This window comes from Nocardioides exalbidus (genome assembly GCF_900105585.1).
Taxonomy (GTDB): Bacteria; Actinomycetota; Actinomycetes; order Propionibacteriales; family Nocardioidaceae; genus Nocardioides; species Nocardioides exalbidus.
The window spans coordinates 2,168,869-2,188,904 of record NZ_FNRT01000002.1; the positions used below are offsets into that span (position 1 = coordinate 2,168,869).

At 70.2% G+C, this 20,036-nt stretch carries 14 protein-coding genes; 11 read left to right on the forward strand and 3 right to left on the reverse strand.

Annotated features, from left to right (window positions below):
* Positions 1-138: 138 nt before the first annotated feature.
* Positions 139-1,578, forward strand: a complete 1,440-nt coding sequence (locus tag BLV76_RS10710) for a trimethylamine methyltransferase family protein (protein WP_090969109.1) — start codon at positions 139-141, stop codon at positions 1,576-1,578.
* Here BLV76_RS10710 and BLV76_RS10715 read toward each other — a convergent pair whose 3' ends face one another.
* From BLV76_RS10715 to purU, 3 genes are read right to left on the reverse strand one after another with little or no spacing between them, the layout of a single operon-like run.
* Positions 1,579-2,430 carry an alpha/beta fold hydrolase gene (locus tag BLV76_RS10715; RefSeq protein WP_090969110.1) on the reverse strand — a complete coding sequence of 284 codons (852 nt, stop codon included), beginning with the start codon at positions 2,428-2,430 and terminating at the stop codon, positions 1,579-1,581.
* Between the two features lie 10 nt (positions 2,431-2,440).
* Positions 2,441-4,120 (reverse strand): formate--tetrahydrofolate ligase, encoded by a 1,680-nt coding sequence (locus BLV76_RS10720; RefSeq protein ID WP_090969111.1) that lies wholly within the window; start codon positions 4,118-4,120, stop codon positions 2,441-2,443.
* A 55-nt stretch (positions 4,121-4,175) separates the two neighbouring features.
* A complete protein-coding gene (gene purU / locus BLV76_RS10725; protein ID WP_090969112.1) occupies positions 4,176-5,042 on the reverse strand; it encodes a formyltetrahydrofolate deformylase in 867 nt (288 codons plus the stop codon).
* Positions 5,043-5,164: 122 nt separating this feature from the next.
* On the opposite strand from purU, the gene BLV76_RS10730 reads away from it, so the two are divergent.
* The 10 genes from BLV76_RS10730 (at position 5,165) to BLV76_RS10775 (ending at position 19,835) form a co-directional block, all read left to right on the forward strand.
* The gene (locus BLV76_RS10730; RefSeq protein WP_090969113.1) at positions 5,165-5,983 is read left to right on the forward strand and encodes an IclR family transcriptional regulator; all 819 of its coding nucleotides are present in this window, start codon (positions 5,165-5,167) and stop codon (positions 5,981-5,983) included.
* Positions 5,984-6,110: 127 nt separating this feature from the next.
* Entirely contained in the window at positions 6,111-7,619 is a 1,509-nt protein-coding gene (locus BLV76_RS10735; RefSeq protein ID WP_090969114.1) for an aldehyde dehydrogenase family protein, read from the forward strand.
* 2 nt (positions 7,620-7,621) lie between these two features.
* Complete coding sequence (gene betA / locus BLV76_RS10740; protein WP_090969115.1) at positions 7,622-9,361, forward strand: choline dehydrogenase; 1,740 nt, start codon at positions 7,622-7,624, stop codon at positions 9,359-9,361.
* Complete coding sequence (locus tag BLV76_RS10745; protein WP_090969116.1) at positions 9,358-10,383, forward strand: quaternary amine ABC transporter ATP-binding protein; 1,026 nt, start codon at positions 9,358-9,360, stop codon at positions 10,381-10,383. The genes betA and BLV76_RS10745 overlap by 4 nt, the downstream gene beginning before the upstream one ends.
* On the forward strand, positions 10,380-12,491 hold the full coding sequence (locus BLV76_RS10750; RefSeq protein WP_090969117.1) for an ABC transporter permease: 2,112 nt from the start codon (positions 10,380-10,382) through the stop codon (positions 12,489-12,491). Before BLV76_RS10745 ends, BLV76_RS10750 begins: the two co-directional genes overlap by 4 nt.
* Before the next feature lie 51 nt (positions 12,492-12,542).
* Entirely contained in the window at positions 12,543-13,532 is a 990-nt protein-coding gene (locus BLV76_RS10755; RefSeq protein WP_090969118.1) for an ABC transporter substrate-binding protein, read from the forward strand.
* Between the two features lie 138 nt (positions 13,533-13,670).
* The gene (locus BLV76_RS10760; RefSeq protein ID WP_090969119.1) at positions 13,671-15,401 is read left to right on the forward strand and encodes a BCCT family transporter; all 1,731 of its coding nucleotides are present in this window, start codon (positions 13,671-13,673) and stop codon (positions 15,399-15,401) included.
* A 146-nt stretch (positions 15,402-15,547) separates the two neighbouring features.
* Positions 15,548-18,085, forward strand: coding sequence for a GcvT family protein (locus tag BLV76_RS10765; RefSeq protein WP_090969120.1), 2,538 nt, complete (start codon positions 15,548-15,550; stop codon positions 18,083-18,085).
* Entirely contained in the window at positions 18,082-18,855 is a 774-nt protein-coding gene (locus tag BLV76_RS10770) for an electron transfer flavoprotein subunit beta/FixA family protein (protein ID WP_090969121.1), read from the forward strand. The genes BLV76_RS10765 and BLV76_RS10770 overlap by 4 nt, the downstream gene beginning before the upstream one ends.
* Complete coding sequence (locus BLV76_RS10775) at positions 18,852-19,835, forward strand: electron transfer flavoprotein subunit alpha/FixB family protein (protein WP_090969122.1); 984 nt, start codon at positions 18,852-18,854, stop codon at positions 19,833-19,835. The genes BLV76_RS10770 and BLV76_RS10775 overlap by 4 nt, the downstream gene beginning before the upstream one ends.
* The last annotated feature ends 201 nt before the right edge of the window (positions 19,836-20,036 follow it).

Sequence of the window (20,036 nt, forward strand, 5' to 3'; positions counted from 1 at the left end):
AGGGGGTTCCCAACGAGTTCCATGATGTGGAACCTTTGTTCCACATCATGAGGCTAGAAGCCGTCGTGAGCCGAGGTCAAGGGATTCGGTCACGTCGCTCCGGCCGCCCCCGAACGAAATCCGCTGCAGGAGGACCCGTTGTTCCGCAACACGATGCCGCGCTACGAGGTGCTGTCCCAGGAAGCCATGGCCACCCTGGACAAGGGCTGGCGACGCCTGATGACCGAGATCGGCGTCGAGTTCATGGACGACCGGGCGCTCGAGCTGTTCCGCAAGGCCGGCCAGAAGGTCGAGGGCAACACCGTCTTCCTCGACCCCGACTTCGTGCTCGAGCAGGTGGCCAAGGCGCCGGGCGAGTTCGACATCCAGGCGCGCAACCCCGCGAACAACGTGCACATCGGCGGCGACTCGATGGCGTTCGGAGCGGTCTACGGGCCGCCCTTCGTGCGGCAGGGCGACGTACGACGCGACGCGACGATGGACGACTTCCGCAACTTCACCAAGCTCGCGCAGTCCTACTCCGTGCTCGACTCCGCCGGCGGCGTGATCTGCGAGCCCAACGACACCCCGCTCGACAGCCGCCACCTCGACATGACCTACGCGCTGCAGACGCTGACCGACAAGATCTACATGGGCAACGTCGTCTCCGGCGTCAACGCCGCCGACACGATCGCGATGAGCTCGATCCTGTTCGGCTCGCGCGAGGCGATCGAGAAGACGCCCGCGTCGATCTCGCTGATCAACTGCAACTCCCCGCTCCGCTGGGACGACCGCATGCTCGAGGCGCAGTTCGAGTACTCCGCGGCCGGCCAGCCGGTCGTGCTCACCCCGTTCATCCTGATGGGCGCGATGTCGCCGGTGACCATCCCGGCGGCGCTCGTGCAGCAGATCGTCGAGGCGCTGTCGGGCATCGCCCTCTCGCAGCTGATCCGCCCCGGCACCCCGGTCGTCTTCGGGTCGTTCCTCTCCAACATCGACATGCAGTCGGGCTCGCCGACCTTCGGCACCCCCGAGTCGGGCCTCGGGCTGCTCTGCACCGGCCAGATCGCGCGCCACTTCGGCCTGCCCTTCCGCACCGGTGGCGGCCTGACCTCCTCCCAGGTCGCCGACGCGCAGGCCGGCTACGAGGCACTCATGACGCTGATGCCGACCTTCCTGGCCGGCGCCAACTGGGTGATGCACTCCGCCGGCTGGCTCGAGGGCGGCCTGGTCGCCGGCTACGAGAAGTTCATCGTCGACATCGAGCTGCTGCAGATGCTCCAGCACGAGTTCACGCCCCTGGAGATCGACGAGGCGTCGATGGCCTTCGACGCCCACCAGGAGGTCGGCCACGGTGGTCACTTCCTCGGCGCGATGCACACGATGGAGCGCTTCCGCACCTGCTTCTACCGCCCGCTCCTCTCCTCCTCGGAGAACTACGAGCGCTGGATGCGCAACGGCGGCAACGACGCCAACGACCGCGCCACCGTCGAGTACCAGAAGACGCTGGAGGCCTACGAGCAGCCCGCGATCGACGACGCGGTCCGCGAGGAGCTCGAGGACTACGTCATCCGTCGCCGCGCGGAGCTCGGCGACTGATCAGGGCCCCGGCGAACGGGGCGACGCCTCGGAGGCTGCGAGGAACTCCACCAGCCGCGCGGTGAGCTGGGCGGGGGCATCCTCCTGGGCGAGGTGCCCCGCACCCTGCAGCCAGTGCAGCTCGGCGCGGGGGAGGGCGGCGGCGAGCCGCTCGCCCTTCTCCGGCGCGAGCCACGTGTCGTGGGTGCCCCAGCAGACCAGCGTCGGGACGGTGACGTCGGCGTACAACGGTTCGAGCTCGTCGGTCCACCGCTGGTCGTTCTGCGCCATCTGGCGGTAGAGCGCGGCCTGGCCCCGCTCCCCGAGCCACGGCTCCACGAGGGCGTCGAGCACGTCGGCCCGCAGCCCGCGGTGGCTGGCGGTGCCGACGTAGCCGCGCACCAGACCTTCGTGCACCTCGGACGGCAGGGCGGCGAAGACCTCCTCGTGGTCCTGCGCCAGCCGGAACAGCCCGGTGCCCCACGGGCCGTGGGTGACCGCGTCGACGAGCGCGAGCCGGTCGTACGCCGCCCCGTGCAGCAGGTGCGCCCGCAGCGCGACGGCTCCGCCGAAGTCGTGCGCCACCACGGCGGGTGAGTCGAGTCCCCAGTGGTCGAGCAGCGTCGCGAAGAGCTCGCCCTGTGCGCGCAGCGTGACGTCCTGGCCGCCCCGCTTCTCCGAGGCGCCGTAGCCCGGCATGTCCCAGACGTGCACCGTGTGGGTGGCGGCCAGCGCTGCCGCGACCTCGCGCCAGACGTAGGACGAGAACGGCGTGCCGTGCAGCAGCACGACCGGCGGCCCGTCGCCGAACCGGTCCCAGGCCACCTCTCCCTGTGGTCCGGCGAAGCGCTCCGCCAGGGTCCAGCCGGTCATGGGAGCCTCCTCAGCTGAGGCCGATGATGGTGCCGTCCTCGGCCAGGTCGATCCGGGCCGCCGACGGGTCGCGGGGCAGTCCGGGCATGGTCATCATGTCGCCGCACACCACGACGACGAAGCCGGCGCCGGCCGAGAGGCGTACCTCCCGGACGTGCAGCTCGTGGCCCGAGGGCGCGCCGAGCGAGGTCGGGTCGGTGGAGAAGGAGTACTGCGTCTTGGCCACGCAGACCGGCAGCCCACCGAAGCCGTCCTTCTCGATGCGCTGCAGCCGGCGTCGCGCCTTCGCCTCCCAGGTCACCTGCCCGGCGCCGTAGAGCCTGGTGGCGATCGCCTCGACCTTCGCGGTCAGCGGCAGGTCGTCGTCGTAGGTGAAGGAGAACTCGTACGGCGACGGCTCGGCCAGCGTGGCCAGCACCCCTTCTGCCAGCGCCGTGGCACCCGGCCCGCCGTCGGCGAAGTGGGTGGCCGGGAAGGCGCGCACGCCCTCGTCGGCGACGAGCTCGACGACCCGGGCGACCTCCGCGTCGGTGTCGGTGGGGAAGCGGTTGACCGCGACCACGGCGGGGATGCCGTAGACGTTGCGGATGTTGGCGAGGTGGCGGCGCAGGTTGGCCATGCCGGCCTCGACTGCTCCGATGTCCTCGGTGCCGAGGTCGGCGAGCGCCACGCCCCCGTGGTACTTCAGGGCCCGGACTGTCGCGACCACGACGGCCACGTCGGGTCGCAGCCCGGACTTGCGGCACTTGATGTCGACGAACTTCTCCGCACCGAGGTCCGCGCCGAAGCCGGCCTCGGTGACGACGATGTCGGCGAGCCGGAGCCCGGCCCGGGTCGCCATGACCGAGCTGCAGCCGTGCGCGATGTTGGCGAACGGTCCGCCGTGGACGAACGCGGGGGCGCCGCCGAGCGTCTGCACGAGGTTGGGCGCGAGGGCGTCGCGCAGGAGCACCGACATCGCCCCGTCCGCGCCGAGCTCGCGCGCGGTCACCGGCACCATCGCCCGGGTGTAGCCGATGACGATGTCGCCGATGCGCCGCTTGAGGTCGCCCCACGACTCGGTGAGGCAGAAGATCGCCATCAGCTCCGAGGCGACGACGATGTCGAAGCCGTCCTCGCGCGGGAAGCCGTTGGCGTGGCCGCCCATGGCGACGACGACCTCGCGCAGCGCGCGGTCGTTGGTGTCGAGCACCCGCTTCCACGTCACGCTGCGGACGTCGATGTCGAGCTCGTTGCCGTGGTGGACGTGGTTGTCGATGAGGGCGGCCAGCAGGTTGTTGGCCGCGGCGATCGCCGCGAAGTCGCCGGTGAAGTGGAGGTTGATGTCACTCATCGGCACGACCTGGCTGAAGCCGCCGCCGGCGGCGCCGCCCTTCATCCCGAAGACCGGCCCCATCGACGGCTCGCGCAGGCACGCCACCGTGCGGTGCCCGAGGCCGTGCAGCGCGTCGGTCAGCCCGACAGTGGTCGTCGTCTTGCCCTCGCCCGGTGGCGTGGGGGAGATGGCGGTGACCAGCACCAGCTTGCCCAGCGGTCGGTCGACCAGCGACGACAGGTAGCCGATGTCGACCTTCGCCTTGTGGTGGCCGTAGGGGACCAGGTGCTCCTCGGCGATGCTGAGCGTCTCCTCCGCGACCTCGCGGACGGGACGCAGGACTGCTGCATTGGCGATCTCGATGTCGGACTGCATGGGGCTCCCTCGATCGGTCCCCGGGCCTCGGGGCGGGGTGGCGCCTGTCGGACGCCTAGCGGAAGACGACCGTGCGGTCGCCGTTGCGCAGCACCCGCGACTGGGCGTGCCAGCGCACCGCTCGCGAGAGCACCTGCGCCTCCACGTCGCGGCCGGCTGCGACGAGCTGGTCCTGGTCGTAGTTGTGGTCGACCCGCAGGACGTCCTGCTCGATGATCGGGCCCTCGTCGAGGTCGCCGGTGACGTAGTGGGCGGTCGCGCCCACCAGCTTGACGCCACGGTCGAAGGCCTGGTGGTAGGGCTTGGCGCCCTTGAAGCTCGGCAGGAACGAGTGGTGGATGTTGATCGCGCGACCGGAGAGCTGGCGGCACAGGTCGTCGGTGAGCACCTGCATGTAGCGCGCGAGAACGACCAGGTGGGTGCCGGTCTCGTCGACGAGCTCCATCAGCTGCTTCTCGGCGTCGACCTTGGTCTCCGGCGTCACCGGGATGTGGTGGAACTCGAGGCCGTAGGACTTCACGAGGGCCTCGGCGTCGGGGTGGTTGGACACGACCGCCGGGATCTCGATCTGCAGCGCCCCGGTGCTGGCGCGGAAGAGGAGGTCGTTGAGGCAGTGCAGGTGCTTGGAGACCATGATCAGCGTGCGGTAGGGCGCGGCGGCCGACCACAGCTCGTAGGTCATCTCGCGCTGCTCCGCGATCGCGGCGAACTTCGCGCGGAGCTCGTCGGCGCCGGCGGCCGCGGGGGCGTCGAACCCGATCCGCATGAAGAAGCGATCGGTCAGGCGGTCCCAGAACTGCTGGCTCTCGACGATGTTCGCACCCTGCTCGACGAGGAAGCCGGAGACGGCATGGACGATGCCGGGCCGGTCCGGGCACGAGAGGGTGAGGACGTACTCGGATCCGATGGGACCCTGGACCATGGTGTCTCCTGAGCGAGATGGGGCGGGATGGGGGCGAGCGGCGCTCCATTGTTGCGTCCGACGAAACGCAGTCTGCGATACGCAACAGCCTTCGCGCTAGAGGCTGCGCTAGTGTCCCGGACATGACGGACGTGGTCGACGGCCGTGGCCGGAGCGAGGAGGTCGTCTCCCCGAGCTCTGCGGTCACCGGTGCGGGGGTGCAGTCGGTCGACCGTGCCCTGGCCATCCTGGAGGTGCTCGCCCGCACCGGCGAGTCGGGTGTCACCGAGATCGCCGGCGAGCTCGGGGTGCACAAGAGCACCGCGTTCCGGCTGGTCGCGACGCTCGAGGCGCACCGCCTGGTGGAGCAGACCACCGACCGCGGCCGCTACCGGCTCGGGATGGGCATCCTCCGCCTCGCCGGCGCCACGACCGCCCGCCTCGACCTGGTGCAGGAGGCCCGCCCGCTCACCCGCCAGCTCGCCGCGGACACCGGCGAGACGGTCAACATCGCTGTCCTGTCCGACCACTCCGCGCTCTACCTCGACCAGGTCGCCGGCTCGTCGGCGCTCCAGCCGCACAACTGGGTCGGGCAGCACATCCCGCTCCACGCCACCAGCAACGGCAAGGTGCTGCTGAGCTGGCTCGACGACGCCGCGCTCGAGACGGCCCTCGGCACCCTGGCGACGTACACCCCCCACACGATCACGGCGCGCGACGACCTGCGCGACGAGCTCGCCCAGGTGCGCGACCAGGGCTACGCCGTCGCGATCGACGAGCTCGAGGTCGGCCTCACGGCCGTCGCCGCGCCGATCCGCAACGCGCACGGCGACGTCGTCGCCTCGATCAGCGTCTCCGGCCCGTCGTTCCGCCTCACCCAGGAGCGGGTGCCCGAGGTCGTGCGCCAGGTGCGCGAGGCCGCCGTCGAGGTGTCGCACCGACTGGGCTGGGGTCACCGCTAGGTCACGGTGTGACGGTCACCCTTGACGAGGGGGTGTCCTCGCAGCATCCTTCGGGTGTCCTGCTGGTTGCGCTCGGAGCATCCGGTTGCGACATACGCAACGTACTCGAGCCGAGGGTGGTCAGCGCGTGCCGGATCTCTACGTCGATGGAGCGTGGGTGTCCGCGCGCGCCGGAGGCCGCCGGGAGATCCGCTGCCCCGCTGACGGGACGCTCGTCGCCGAGGTCGACGAGGCCGACTCGGGCGACACCGAAGCCGCCGTCGCCGCCGCGCACGCCGCCTTCCACGAGGGACCGTGGCCGACGACGTCGAGCCGCGAGCGGGGCGACCTGCTGCTCCGCCTGGCCGACCTGCTCGAGCGCGACACCGACGACATCGCCCGGATGGAGTCGCTCGACACCGGCAAGCGCTTCGTCGAGGGGCAGTACGACGTCGCCGACGTGGTCTCCGTCTTCCGGCACTACGGCCGCATCGCCGCCGAGGAGTCCGGCCGGATGGTCGACACCGGCAGCGCCGAGGTCGTCAGCCGCATCGTCCACGAGCCGATCGGCGTCTGCGGCCTGATCACGCCGTGGAACTACCCCCTGCTCCAGGTGTCGTGGAAGGTCGCGCCGTGCCTGGCCGCGGGCAACACGTTCGTCCTGAAGCCGAGCGAGCTCACGCCCCACTCGGCGATCCACCTGATGCGGCTGCTCGAGGAGGCCGGGCTCCCGGCCGGCGTCGGCAACCTCGTCCTCGGCGCGGGTGCGACCGCGGGTGCGCCGCTGTCGACGGACCCGCGCGTCGACATGGTGTCCTTCACCGGCGGGCTCGAGACCGGCCGCCGGATCGCCGCGGCCGCGGCCCCGACGGTGAAGAAGGTGGCCCTCGAGCTCGGCGGCAAGAACCCCAACATCGTCTTCGCCGACGCCGACCTCGAGGTCGCGCTCGACTACGCGCTCACCGCCGTCTTCCTCCACTCCGGCCAGGTCTGCTCGGCCGGTGCGCGACTGCTCGTCGAGGAGTCGATCCACGACTCGTTCGTCGACCAGCTCGTCGAGCGTGCGCGGCGGATCCGCCTCGGTGGCCCGTTCGACGAGGCTGCCGAGACCGGGCCGCTGACCAGCGCTGTGCACCGCGAGAAGGTCGAGGCGTACGTCGCCGCCGGGCTCGCCGAGGGCGCGGTGCTGCGCTGCGGTGGCGCCCGTCCCGACGACCCGGCGCTGGCCGACGGCTTCTACTACCTCCCGACGGTGCTCGACGGCTGCACGACCTCGATGTCGGTCACCCAGGACGAGTCCTTCGGCCCGGTGCTCACCGTCGAGACGTTCCGCGACGAGGACGAGGCCGTCACGATCGCCAACGACAGCATCTACGGCCTCGCCGGCGCGGTCTGGACCCAGGACGCCGGCCGTGGCCAGCGCGTCGCGGGCCGGCTGCGGATGGGCACGGTCTGGATCAACGACTACCACCCCTACGTGCCGCAGGCCGAGTGGGGCGGCTACAAGCAGTCGGGCACCGGACGCGAGCTCGGCCTCGCCGGGCTCGAGGAGTACCGCGAGACCAAGCACGTCTGGCACAACATCAGGCCGGCCGTGCAGCACTGGTTCTCGCCGGACCGGTCGAACAAGACCACTGAGTCGGAGCAGGCGGACTAGTCATGGCAGCGGATCGGTACGACGTCGTCATCGTGGGTGGAGGGTCGGCCGGCAGCGCGCTCGCCAACCGGTTGTCCGCCGATCCCTCGACCTCGGTCCTGGTGCTGGAGGCCGGTCGCACCGACCGCTTCGACCCGCTGATCCACGCGCCGGCCGCGCTGCCGTTCCCGATCGGCAACCCGCTCTACGACTGGAAGTACGAGTCGGAGCCGGAGCCCGCGATGGGCGGTCGCCGGGTCTACCACGCGCGCGGCAAGGTGCTCGGCGGCTCGTCGTCGATCAACGGCATGATCTTCCAGCGCGGCAACCCGATGGACTACGAGCGCTGGGCGGCAGAGCCCGGCATGGAGTCGTGGGACTACCTGCACTGCCTGCCGTACTTCCGCCGGATGGAGTCGCTGATCCTGCCCGACGGCATGGTCGGCGCGGACGCCTGGCGCGGTGGCTCCGGTCCGCTCAAGCTGGAGCGCAGCCCGGCCACCAACCCGCTCTTCAGCGCGTTCTTCGAGTCCACGACCCAGGCCGGCTACCACCTGACCGACGACGTCAACGGCTACCGGCAGGAGGGCTTCGGCCGCTTCGACCGCAACATCGTCAAGGGCGTGCGGATGTCGGCGGCGCGCGCCTACCTGCACCCGGTGATGAGCCGGAAGAACCTCACGGTCGAGACCTTCGCGCACGCGACGAAGGTCCGGTTCGAGGGCAGGCGTGCGGTCGGCGTGGAGTACCTCCGCGCCGGGCGCAAGCACCACTACGTGGCTGCGGGCGAGGTGATCCTCTGTGGGGGTGCGATCAACTCGCCGCAGCTGCTCCAGCTGTCGGGCATCGGCAACCCCGAGCACCTCGAGCCGCTCGGCGTGGAGATGGTGCACGACCTGCCGGGCGTGGGGGAGAACCTCCAGGACCACCTCGAGGTCTACATCCAGTACTCCTCGCTCCAGCCGGTCTCGATCGTCGAGGGCCTCAAGTGGCGCAACCGCCCGCTCGTCGGTCTCGAGTGGCTGCTCAAGCGCACAGGCACGGCCGCGTCGAACCACTTCGAGGGCGGCGGGTTCGCCCGGTCCAACGACGACGTCGACTGGCCCAACCTGATGTTCCACTTCCTGCCGATCGCGATCCGCTACGACGGCTCGCCGGCGCCCGGCCAGGACAAGTACGCCCACGGCTACCAGGTCCACATCGGACCGATGTACGCCGACACCCGCGGCTGGGTGCGGATCGCCTCGACCGATCCGAGGCAGAAGCCGAAGATGCTCTTCAACTACCTCTCGACCGACAACGACAAGCGCGAGTGGATCGAGGCGGTGCGCGTCGCGCGCACCATCCTCAACCAGCCGGCGATGGCACCGTTCAACGGCGGGGAGATCTCGCCCGGCCCGTCGGTCGAGACCGACGAGGAGATCCTCGAGTGGGTCCGCAAGGACTCCGAGACGGCCCTGCACCCGTCGTGCACGGCGAAGATGGGGACCGACGAGATGTCCGTCGTCGACCCCACGAGCATGAAGGTCCACGGCACCGAGGGACTCCGCGTCGTCGACGCGTCGGTCTTCCCGTTCGTCACCAACGGCAACATCTACGCCCCCGTGATGATGGTCGCCGAGAAGGCAGCCGACCTCATCTTGGGTAACTCTCCGCTCCCGCCCGCCGACGTGCCCTACTACCGGCACCGTGCCGGCATGCCGCTCTACCCGCCCGGCGACCCCCGCAACGGCGGGACCTCCATCCCCGAGGAGTCCGCATGACCGCAGCCCTGTCCGTCGACAGCCTCTGGAAGATCTTCGGTCCGCGCTCGGACAAGATCATCGGCACCCCCGACGCCGAGCTCTCGCGCGCCGACCTCAAGGCCAAGACCGGCAACGTCGTGGGCGTCAAGGACGTCTCCTTCGACGTCGCGCCCGGTGAGGTCTTCGTCATCATGGGTCTCTCGGGCTCCGGCAAGTCCACCCTCGTGCGCCTCCTCACCCGCCTCATCGAGCCGACCAGCGGCTCGGTGAACCTCGGCGGTGTCGACATCACCTCGGCCTCCGAGGCCGAGCTGCGCGACGTACGCCGCAAGCAGGTGTCGATGGTGTTCCAGCACTTCGGCCTGCTGCCCCACCGCCAGGTGATCGACAACGTCGCCTACGGCCTCGAGGTGCGCGGCGTGCCCAAGAAGGAGCGGCGCGCGAAGGCAGGCGAGATCGTCGACCTGGTGGGCCTGTCGGGCTACGAGATGTCCTACCCCGACCAGCTCTCCGGCGGCATGCAGCAGCGCGTCGGCCTGGCGCGGGCGCTGGCCGGCGACCCGGAGATGCTGCTCTTCGACGAGCCGTTCTCCGCGCTCGACCCGCTCATCCGGCGCGACATGCAGAACGAGGTCATCCGGCTGCACAGCGAGCTGGGCAAGACGATGGTCTTCATCACCCACGACCTCGCCGAGGCGCTCAAGCTGGGTGACCGGATCATGATCCTGCGCGACGGCGCCATCGTGCAGGTCGGCACGCCCGACGAGGTGGTGGCCCGCCCGGCCGACGACTACGTCAAGGACTTCGTCTCCGAGGTGCCCAAGGCCCACGTCCTCACGCTGAAGTGGGTGATGCGCGAGCCGCGTCCAGGCGAGGCGCTCGACGGCCCCACGCTGCCGGTCACCACGGTCGTACGCCAGGCGGCGCGCACCGCGATCGCCTCCGACGCCCCGATCCGGGTGATGGACGGCGACACGATGCTCGGCGTGGTGGACGAGGAGGACATCATGCGAGTCGTCGTGGCCGAGGAGGAGTCATGAGCCAGCCGACCACGGCTGGCTCCGGCATCGCCGCGCGAGGCATCGTCGAGACCGAGAAGCTCAACCACCCGAAGGACAAGCGACCCGTCGAGCCGGGTGCGGCGCCGCCGGTCGTCGAGGACTCGGGCATCAGCCGCTGGATCCCCGCCCTGGGCGTGATCCTCCTCTGGATCGTCGTGTGGTCCTTCACCAAGGGCACGAACACCCTCGCCCTGCCCGGTCGTGAGCACACCGACCTGCACCAGACCTTCACCGACTTCAACAACACCCTGCTCGCCAGCCGCGACACCAACCCGGTCATGCAGTCCACCAACTCGATCTCCGAGCTGCTGCGCAACTTCTTCGACTGGGCCCAGCGGATGCTCGTCCGCCCGAACCTGCCGCGTCCGGTGCCCGAGATCGGCTGGCTCGGCATCGTCGCCCTCGCGACCTGGGTCGGCTACGCGATCGCGAGCTGGCGGATCGCGCTGCTCGTGCTCGCCTCGTTCCTGTCCTTCGGCGTCTTCGGCTTCTGGCAGGACTCGCTCGACCTGCTGATCGTCACCGGCATGGCGGTCGTGATCACGATCCTGGTGGGCCTCCCGCTCGCGGTCCTGGCCGGCACCAACGTGCGCGCCAACCGGGTGATCACCGTCGTGCTGGACTTCATGCAGACCATGCCGACCTTCGTCTACCTCGTCCCGGTCGTGCTCTTCTTCGGCATCGGGGTCGGCGGCGCCGTCGTCTCGACGCTCATCTACGCCGTGCCGCCGATCGTGCGGATCGCGGGCTTCGGCATCCGCGAGGTGTCGACCACGACGATCGAGGCCACGGACTCGGCCGGCCAGACCTACTGGCAGCGCCTGCTGAAGGTGCAGCTCCCGATGGCGCGCAAGACGATCATCGTCGGCCTCAACCAGACGATCCTGGCGGCGCTGTCGATGGCCACCATCGCGTCCTACATCAACGGCCCCGGCCTCGGGAAGCCCGTGCTCAACGCGCTCGTCGCCAACGACTTCGGCGGCAGCTTCGTGCCCGGCGTGCTCATCGTGGTGATGGCCGTGATGCTGGACCGTACGACGACCGCCGCCAGCGAGCGCTCGGAGCGGGTCGCCCGTGGTGGCGGCGGCAACGTCCGGTTGCGCCGGATCCTCCTCGCCGTCACGGGAGTGGCTGCCCTGGTGTGCGTCTACCTGTCGCGCCTCGAGCTCAGCCTGGCCCAGTTCCCGACCTCCACGCTCGGCAGCACCGTCTCCGACGGGGCGGACGACGTGATGGGGAGCATCGTCGACCTGATCGGTGGAGTGACCGAGAGCTTCAGGAACGCGATCAGCTACGGCTTCCTCAACCCGTTGCAGTCCCTGCTGGCCGAGTCCCCCTGGTGGCTCTCCGGGCTCGGCATCCTGGGTCTCGCGCTGGTCTTCGGCGGTGTGCGGGCGCTGATCACGACGGTCGTGTGCCTCGCGGGCATCTGGTACCTCGACCTTTGGCACGACGCGATGCTGACGCTGACGATGGTCCTGGTCGGCACGGTGCTGGTGATGGTGCTGGCCCTGGTGTTCGGCGTGTGGATGGCGCGCAACCGCTGGATCGACCTCGGCATCCGGCCGCTGCTCGACGCCGGCCAGACCATCCCGCCCTTCGTCTACCTGATCCCGGTGCTCGCCCTCTTCGGCTCCAGCAGGTTCACCGCGATCGTCGCGGGCGTCGTCTACGCCGCCCCGGCGGCCATCAAGCTCGTCGCCGACGGCGTCAAGGGCGTCTCCCCGACCACGATCGAGGCGGGTCGCTCGACCGGTCAGACGACGTGGCAGGAGATCACCAAGGTCCAGCTGCCGATGGCCAAGGGCTCGCTTGTGCTGGCCACCAACCAGGGCCTGCTCTACGTCCTGGCGATGGTCGTCATCGGCGGCCTCGTCGGCGCGCAGGCCCTCGGCTACGACGTGGTGCTCGGCATCTCCCGCAGCGAGGAGTGGGGCAAGGGCGCCGCCGGCGGCCTGACCATCGTGCTCCTCGGCGTGATGCTCGACCGGATCACCCGCGCCGCGGCCGAGGTGCGCCGCGACGACGGTCCCGGCACCCGTCGTGCCTTCAACGTCCGGCTGCCCATCGGGCCGCCCGGCAGGTAAACCACCCACGCACCACCCGCCCCCAGAAGAAGCCAGAGAAGGAGCAGCACCATGAGCACCACCAGAAGCCGAGGGACCCGCCTGGGCGCCCTCGCCGCCGTCGCCGTCATGGCGCTCTCCGCCTGTGGCGGGGGTTCCATCGAGTCCGAGACCAAGGCCAACGAGGAGAAGGCCGCTGCCTCCGGCGGCGAGTGCGGCGACCTCAACATGGCCGTCAACCCGTGGGTCGGCTACCAGGCCAGCGCCTACGTCGTCGGCACGGTCGCCGAGCAGGAGCTCGGCTGCACGGTCAACTACAAGGACCTCAAGGAGGACGTCTCCTGGCAGGGCTTCGGCACCGGCGAGGTCGACGTCGTGATCGAGGACTGGGGCCACCCCGACCTGGAGAAGAAGTTCTTCGCCGACTCCGGCGACGGCACCGCCGAGGACTTCGGCCCGCAGGGCAACGTCGGCATCATCGGCTGGTTCGTCCCGCCGTGGCTCGCTGAGGAGCACCCGGACATCCTCGACTACAAGAACCTCAACAAGTACGCCAGCGAGTTCGCCACCTCGGAGTCCGGCGGCAAGGGCCAGTTCCTCGGTGCGGACCCGTCCTACGTCCAGTTCGACGAGGCGATCGTGGCCAACCTCGACCTCGACTTCAAGGTCGTCTTCTCCGGCAGCGAGGCCGCCTCCATCGAGGCGTTCCGGAAGGCCGAGCAGAACAAGGAGTGGGTCATCGGCTACTGGTACGAGCCGCAGTACTTCAACGCCGAGGTCGCCATGCAGCGCGTCGCCCTGCCGCCCTACACCGACGGCTGCCAGGACGACCCCCAGAAGGTCGCCTGCGACTACCCGGAGACCGAGCTGAAGAAGATCGTCGGCACGGACTGGGCGGCCAGCGACTCCACGGCCGTCGACCTGGTGAAGAACTTCACCTGGACCAACGAGGACCAGAACGTCGTCGCCGGCTACATCGCCGCCGACGGCATGTCGCCGCAGGACGCGGCTGCCAAGTGGATCGCCGACAACCCCGACAAGGTCGCGGCCTGGATGTCCTGAGCCACGTCGCCGAGGTGAACGACAGATGACCACGCGGCCCCGATCGAGCCTTGACACTCGATCGGGGCCGCGCCACTGTACGTGTGTTGCAAGTCACGCACTACGTTGCGCTCGGCGCAACGGGATCGGTAGGCGTCCATGGCAATCAAGGAATCCGGGCCCGACACGGCGGTGCCGCCGTCCTCGGAGCCGCACGGCCACTTCCCCCTCGACAAGATCACCTTCGGCGTCGCGGCCGGGCTCGCGGTCGCCTTCCTGCTCTGGGGCGGGTTCGACTCGGAGGGGATGGGCACGGCGACCGGCAAGACGCTGTCGTGGCTGACCTCGTCGTTCGGCTGGCTCTTCATCCTCGTCAGCGCGGTCTTCCTGCTCTTCTCGGCCTACCTCGCCGTCACCCGCTACGGCAACATCAAGCTCGGCCCCGACGACTCCGAGCCCGAGTTCTCCACGTTCTCGTGGGTCTCGATGATGTTCGCCACCGGCATGGGCATCGGCCTGATGTTCTGGGGCGTCGCCGAGCCCCTGACGTACCTCACCGCGACGGACGCCTCGAGCATCCCGCCCGGTCGAGGCGAGGCCGGCACGCCGGCCGCCGCGGGGACCGCGATGGAGTACGCCTTCTTCCACTGGGGCTTCCACCCCTGGTCGATGTACGCCGTCATCGGCCTGGCGATCGGCTACTTCGCTTACCGCAAGGGCACCGGCAACCTGGTCTCGGGCGCCTTCGGCCCGCTCCTCGGTGCGCGCGCCAAGGGAGGGCCGGGCAAGGCGATCGACATCATCGCCATCTTCGCGACGCTCTTCGGCTCGGCGACCTCGCTCGGCCTCGGCGCGCTGCAGATCACCGGCGGCCTCGACGACGTCTTCGGCTCCGGTGACTCCAAGTGGCTCACCGTCGGTGTCATCGCGGTGCTGACCCTCTGCTTCGTGCTGTCGGCCGTCACCGGTGTCGAGAAGGGCGTGCAGCTGCTCTCGAACGCCAACGCCATCGCCGCCGTGCTGCTGGTGTTCTTCCTGTTCGTCGTCGGCCCGACGGTCTTCATCCTGAGCACCTTCACCGAGTCGCTCGGCGGCTACCTGACCCACCTGCCGGCGATGTCGTTCCGCACCGGGGCCTTCGGCAACAGCGAGTTCCTCAGCACCTGGACGATCTTCTACTGGGCCTGGTGGATCTCGTGGACCCCCTTCGTGGGCATGTTCATCGCGCGCATCTCCAAGGGCCGCACGATCCGCCAGTTCGTGGTCTACGTGATCCTGGTCCCGAGCATCGTGTCGTTCGCCTGGTTCTCGATCCTCGGTGGTGCCGCCATCGACCTGCAGCTCACCGGCGTCAAGGACATGGGCGCCGAGCTCGCGGCCAACGGCACCGAGGGTGCACTCTTCACGATGCTGCGCGAGTACCCCCTCGCGAGCATCACCGTGGTGCTCGCGGTCTTCCTCGTGGCGATCTTCTTCATCACCGGCGCCGACTCGGCCTCGATCGTGATGGGCATGCTCAGCCAGAACGGCAAGGAGGAGCCGATGCGCTGGCTGGTGATCTTCTGGGGTGTCGCCCAGGGCGCCGTGGCCGCCCTGCTGCTCTTCTCCGGCGGGCTCGGGGCGCTGCAGACGCTGGTGATCATCGTGGCCGGGCCGTTCATGCTCGTCATCTGCGCGATGTGCGTCTCGCTGATGAAGTCGCTGCGCAAGGAGCCCTACGAGTCGACGCTCCCGCCGCGGGTGCGCCGTGCCGTGCTGCACGCCCAGCAGTTCGACTCCATGGAGCACCACACCGTCGCGCTCGCGGGCTACGGCGCCGAGCCGGAGGAGGTCACCGCGACTCCCGAGGACGGGGCCGGCGACCAGGGCGGCGCCAGCGCCACCTACTGACCTGCCCACCGTCGCCCCCGACTCCTTGACAGCGGTCGGGGGCGACGGCGTACATTTCTTTCTGTCGCACATAGCGCAACGAGTTGCGCCATTCGCAACATCCTGATCCCTTCAGCTCCCACCCGCCCCGGCCCAGGAGGCTCGCCATGGCAGAGGTCCCCACGACCGCAGACGTCGTCGTCATCGGAGCCGGCATCGTCGGCAACAGCCTCGTCCACCACCTCACCCGTCTCGGGTGGAAGAACGTGGTGCAGATCGACAAGGGAGCCCTGCCCAACCCGGGCGGCTCGACCGGTCACGCGTCGAACTTCATCTTCACCGTCGACCACTCGCGCGAGATCACCGACATCACGCTCGACTCGGTCGCGCAGTACAAGGAGATGGGCGTCTTCACCGAGTCCGGTGGCTTCGAGATCGCCCGCACCGAGGAGCGCATGGAGGAGCTGCGGCGCCGCATGTCGAGCGCCAAGGCGTGGGGCATCGAGTCCGAGCTCGTCAGCCCCGCCTTCGTGAAGGAGAAGGTCCCCTTCATCGAGGAGGACCAGTTCATCGGTGCCTTCTGGACCCCCGGCGTCGGCGTCGTCGACTCCCTGCGCGCCGGCACGATCATGCGCGAGCGGGCCCTGGCGACCGGCGAGCTCACTGTGGTCCCCACCGTCGAGGTCATCGGGATGGACACCGAGGACGGCCCCCACGGGACCCGCAGGATCACCCGCGTGCGCACCACCGGCGGCGACATCGAGGCGAAGACGGTGGTCATCGCGGCCGGCGTGTGGAGCCCGAAGCTCGGCGACATGGCCGGCATCAGCATCCCGCTGACCCCCGCCGTGCACCAGATGATCAGCGTCGGCCCCTGCCCGCAGCTGGCCGAGACGGAGGGCGAGATCTCCTTCCCGATCGTCCGCGACATGGATACCTTCTGTTACGAGCGCCAGCACGGCGCCGACATGGAGGTCGGCTCCTACGCCCACCGCGCGATCCTCCACGAGCCCGAGGACATCCCCTCGATCGAGCAGGCCAAGCTCTCGCCGACCGAGATGCCCTTCACGGCCGACGACTTCGACCCGCAGCTCGAGCAGGCCTACGAGCTCATGCCCGAGCTGCTCGGCGCCGAGGGAGCGGAGCAGCGCTACGCCATCAACGGCCTGCTGTCGCTGACCTGCGACGGCAACCCGATCCTGGGCGAGAGCGAGGTCGCCGGCCTCTGGACGGCCGCCGCCGTCTGGATCAAGGAGGGCCCGGGCGTCGGCCGCGCGGTCGCCGAGTGGATGACCCACGGCTACTCCGAGATCGACCTGCACCACAGCAACATCGCCCGCTTCCACACCCACCAGAAGCGCCGCGAGCACACCCGCCTGCGCACGACCGAGTCGTTCATCAAGACCTACGGCATCGTGCACCCCAACGAGCAGTACGAGTCCGACCGCGACCAGCGCAAGGCGCCGATGTACGACTCGCAGGCCAAGCTCGGTGCGGTCTTCTTCGAGGCGGCCGGCTGGGAGCGCCCCTTCTGGTACGAGTCCAACGCCGACCTCGTCGAGCAGTACGGCGACGCCGTGATGCCGCGCGAGCACGAGTGGGACTCGCGCTGGTGGAGCCCCATCATCAACGCCGAGCACCTGCGCATGCGCGAGGCCGCCGCGGTCATCGACCTGTCCGCCTTCTGCATCTTCGACATCGAGGGCCCCGAGGCGCTCGACGTCGTGCAGAAGACCTGCGTCGCGCAGTGCGACGTGGCCGTCGGCAAGGTCATCTACACCCCGGTCCTCGACGCCAAGGGCGGGTTCCTGTCCGACCTCACGGTGATGCGCCTCGGCGACGACCACTTCCGCGTGGTCACCGGCGGTGCGCACGGCATGGCCGACCGCGCCTGGTTCTCCGGGCACCTGCCCGAGTCCGGCACCACCACGCTGACCGACAGCACCGACACCGTCGACACGATCGGCATCTGGGGCCCGAAGGCCCGCGAGGTCCTCGCCTCGCTCACCTCCGACGACGTCTCCGACGAGGGCTTCGGCTTCCTCACCTGCCGCGAGATCACCGTCTCGACCGCAGCCGGCGACCTCACGGTGCTGGCCTCGCGGATCTCCTACGTCGGTGACCTGGGCTGGGAGCTCTACGTCCCGATGGCGCAGGGTGCCGACCTCTGGGAGGCCCTGCTCGAGGCGGGCGCGCCGCACGGCGTCATCCCGGCCGGCATCGGCGTCTACGGCACGACCGGCCGCATCGAGAAGGGCTACCGGGCCTTCGGCGCCGAGCTCGACGCCGAGCGCAGCATCGTCGAGGCCGGCATGCAGCGGCCGAAGGTCAAGGCCGCCGACTTCGTCGGCAAGGAGGCCTACCTCGCCCAGCGTGAGGCCGCTCCGCAGTCGGTGCTCTGCACCCTGACGGTCGAGGACCACACCTCGGCGTCCGGCGTGAAGCGCTACATGCTCGGCGGCGAGCCGATCATGACCCGCGACGGCGGTGTCCTCACCGACGGCCACGGCCACCACCCCTACGTCACCAGCGCCGGCTCCGCGCCGTCGCTCGGCAAGCACGTGCTGCTGGCCTACCTGCCCATCGACCAGGCCACCCTCGGCAACGAGCTGGCCGTGTCCTACATGGAGGAGCTCTACCCGGTCGTCGTCGGCTCCGTCGACGCCACCCCGCTCCTCGACCCCGAGAACGCGAGGCTGCGATGACGAACCCGCTGGTCTGCGTCAAGCGCGTCGTCGACTCGTCCAGCGAGGTCGTCCTCACCGATGACGCGCAGGGCGTCGACGGCCGCTTCGCCGGCTTCACCATGAGCGCGCACGAGGAGTGCGCGGTCGAGCTCGCGGTGCAGATCGCCGCCGCCGGTGGTGGCGAGGCGGCGGTGATGACGCTCGGCGACGCCGACGCCGTCGAGCAGCTGCGCGCCGCGCTGGCGGTGGGCTGCACGAGTGCGACCCACGTCGTCGCCGACTCGCAGGGCTTCGGCCCCGCCGACGTGGCACGCGAGATCGCCGCCGTCGTACGCGACCACGAGGCCGCGGGCACGCCGCACCAGCTCGTGCTGCTCGGCAACGACGCCGCCGACAGCGGTGACTTCCAGGTCGGCATCCGGCTCGCCTACGAGCTCGGCTGGCCGGTCGTCAACGGGGTCAGCAGCGTCTCGGTCGAGGACGGCGAGATGATCGCGAGCGGCTCCGGCCCCGACGGCCACGAGACCTACCGGGTGCCGCTGCCCGCCGTCGTCACCGTCCTCGAGGGTGGCGTGCAGCCGCGCTACCCCACGGTCCCCGGCCGGATGAAGGCCAAGAAGGCGCCGGTCGAGGAGCGCGAGCCCGCGACCGCGCCCGCCGGCCCGTCGCGCCTGCGACTCGTCCTCCCGCCCCCGTCGCCGTCGTCGGTGCAGGTGCTGGGCAAGGGCCCCGAGGCCGCGCCCGCGGTCGTCGACCTCTTCGAGCAGCTGGGGGTGCTGTCCCGATGATCCTCGTCCTGGTCGAGGTCTCGCCCGTGGGCGAGGCCGTCGAGACGTCCCGCGAGGCCGTCACGTTCGCCCGCGACCTCTCCGCCGCCGGCGGGGGAGTGCCGATCGACGCGGTCGTCGTCGGCGAGCCCGACGACGCGCTGGTCAAGACCCTCGCCACCTACGGCGTCCGCCGCGTGCACGCGCTCACCGGGTCGGCGTACGACGCCTACTCCGGCGCCGCGTGGGCCGCGGGCCTGATGGCGGTCCGGGAGAAGGCCGGCTCCGTGGTGGTGATGGCCGCCGGCACGTCGCGCGGCAACGAGGTGCTCGCCCACGTCGGTGCCCGCACCGGGCTGCCGATGGCCGCCAACGCGATCTCCTTCAGCGGCCTGTCGCCCTTCACGGTGACCCGCCAGGTGGTCGGCGGTGCGGCGCTCGAGGAGATGCAGCTGGCCCAGCGGCCCGCGATCTTCTCCGTCGCCGGCCACGCCGTCGAGGCCACGCCCGCCGACGTCCCCGGCTCCGGCGAGCTGGTCATCGAGACCCCCGACGTCGCCGGGGCCGACCTCGTCGCCCGCGTCGTGTCGACCGACGAGCCCGAGCCCGACCTGTCGGGTGCGCTGAAGTCCGCCAAGGTCGTCGTCGGCGCCGGTCGCGGCGCCGGCTCGGCCGAGGGCTTCGACGACGTCCTCGAGCTCACCGAGCTGCTCCACGCCTCGCTCGGCGTCTCGCGCGTGGTGACCTCGCTCGGGTGGCGCCCCCACCACGAGCAGGTCGGCCAGACCGGCAGCCGGATCTCGCCCGACCTCTACATCCCGTGCGGCATCAGCGGTGCCATCCAGCACTGGGCCGGGTGCAGCAGCGCCAAGGCGATCCTCGCGATCAACAACGATCCCGACGCCCCCATGGTCACCAAGGCAACCCACGCCGTGATCGGCGACATGCACGAGATCATCCCGGCGATCAACGAGGAGATCCGCCGCCGCCGCGGCGCCTGATCCCTCGCCCTCGCCGCCGGTGGGCGGTGCGTGAGCCACTTTCCGCGAGGTCGGAACGTGGCTCACGCACCGCCCACTGGTGCGTCGTACGCCGACACGCTCCCGAGCGGTGCCTCAGCCACGTCGCGAGTCGGCTCGATGTGGCTCACGCACCGCTCGGGGCAAAGGTTCCGGCACGCTCGCGCGTTCTCGTGACGAGCG

Bases quoted from the DNA above. Each gene is read 5' to 3' on its own strand.
- BLV76_RS10730 (WP_090969113.1), top strand. From the start codon at position 5,165: ATGACGGACGTGGTCGACGGCCGTGGCCGGAGCGAGGAGGTCGTCTCC.
- BLV76_RS10775 (WP_090969122.1), top strand. From the start codon at position 18,852: ATGATCCTCGTCCTGGTCGAGGTCTCGCCCGTGGGCGAGGCCGTCGAG.
- BLV76_RS10720 (WP_090969111.1), bottom strand. From the start codon at position 4,120: ATGCAGTCCGACATCGAGATCGCCAATGCAGCAGTCCTGCGTCCCGTC.
- BLV76_RS10750 (WP_090969117.1), top strand. From the start codon at position 10,380: ATGAGCCAGCCGACCACGGCTGGCTCCGGCATCGCCGCGCGAGGCATC.
- betA (WP_090969115.1), top strand. From the start codon at position 7,622: ATGGCAGCGGATCGGTACGACGTCGTCATCGTGGGTGGAGGGTCGGCC.
- purU (WP_090969112.1), bottom strand. From the start codon at position 5,042: ATGGTCCAGGGTCCCATCGGATCCGAGTACGTCCTCACCCTCTCGTGC.
- BLV76_RS10765 (WP_090969120.1), top strand. From the start codon at position 15,548: ATGGCAGAGGTCCCCACGACCGCAGACGTCGTCGTCATCGGAGCCGGC.
- BLV76_RS10770 (WP_090969121.1), top strand. From the start codon at position 18,082: ATGACGAACCCGCTGGTCTGCGTCAAGCGCGTCGTCGACTCGTCCAGC.
- BLV76_RS10715 (WP_090969110.1), bottom strand. From the start codon at position 2,430: ATGACCGGCTGGACCCTGGCGGAGCGCTTCGCCGGACCACAGGGAGAG.
- BLV76_RS10755 (WP_090969118.1), top strand. From the start codon at position 12,543: ATGAGCACCACCAGAAGCCGAGGGACCCGCCTGGGCGCCCTCGCCGCC.
- BLV76_RS10760 (WP_090969119.1), top strand. From the start codon at position 13,671: ATGGCAATCAAGGAATCCGGGCCCGACACGGCGGTGCCGCCGTCCTCG.
- BLV76_RS10745 (WP_090969116.1), top strand. From the start codon at position 9,358: ATGACCGCAGCCCTGTCCGTCGACAGCCTCTGGAAGATCTTCGGTCCG.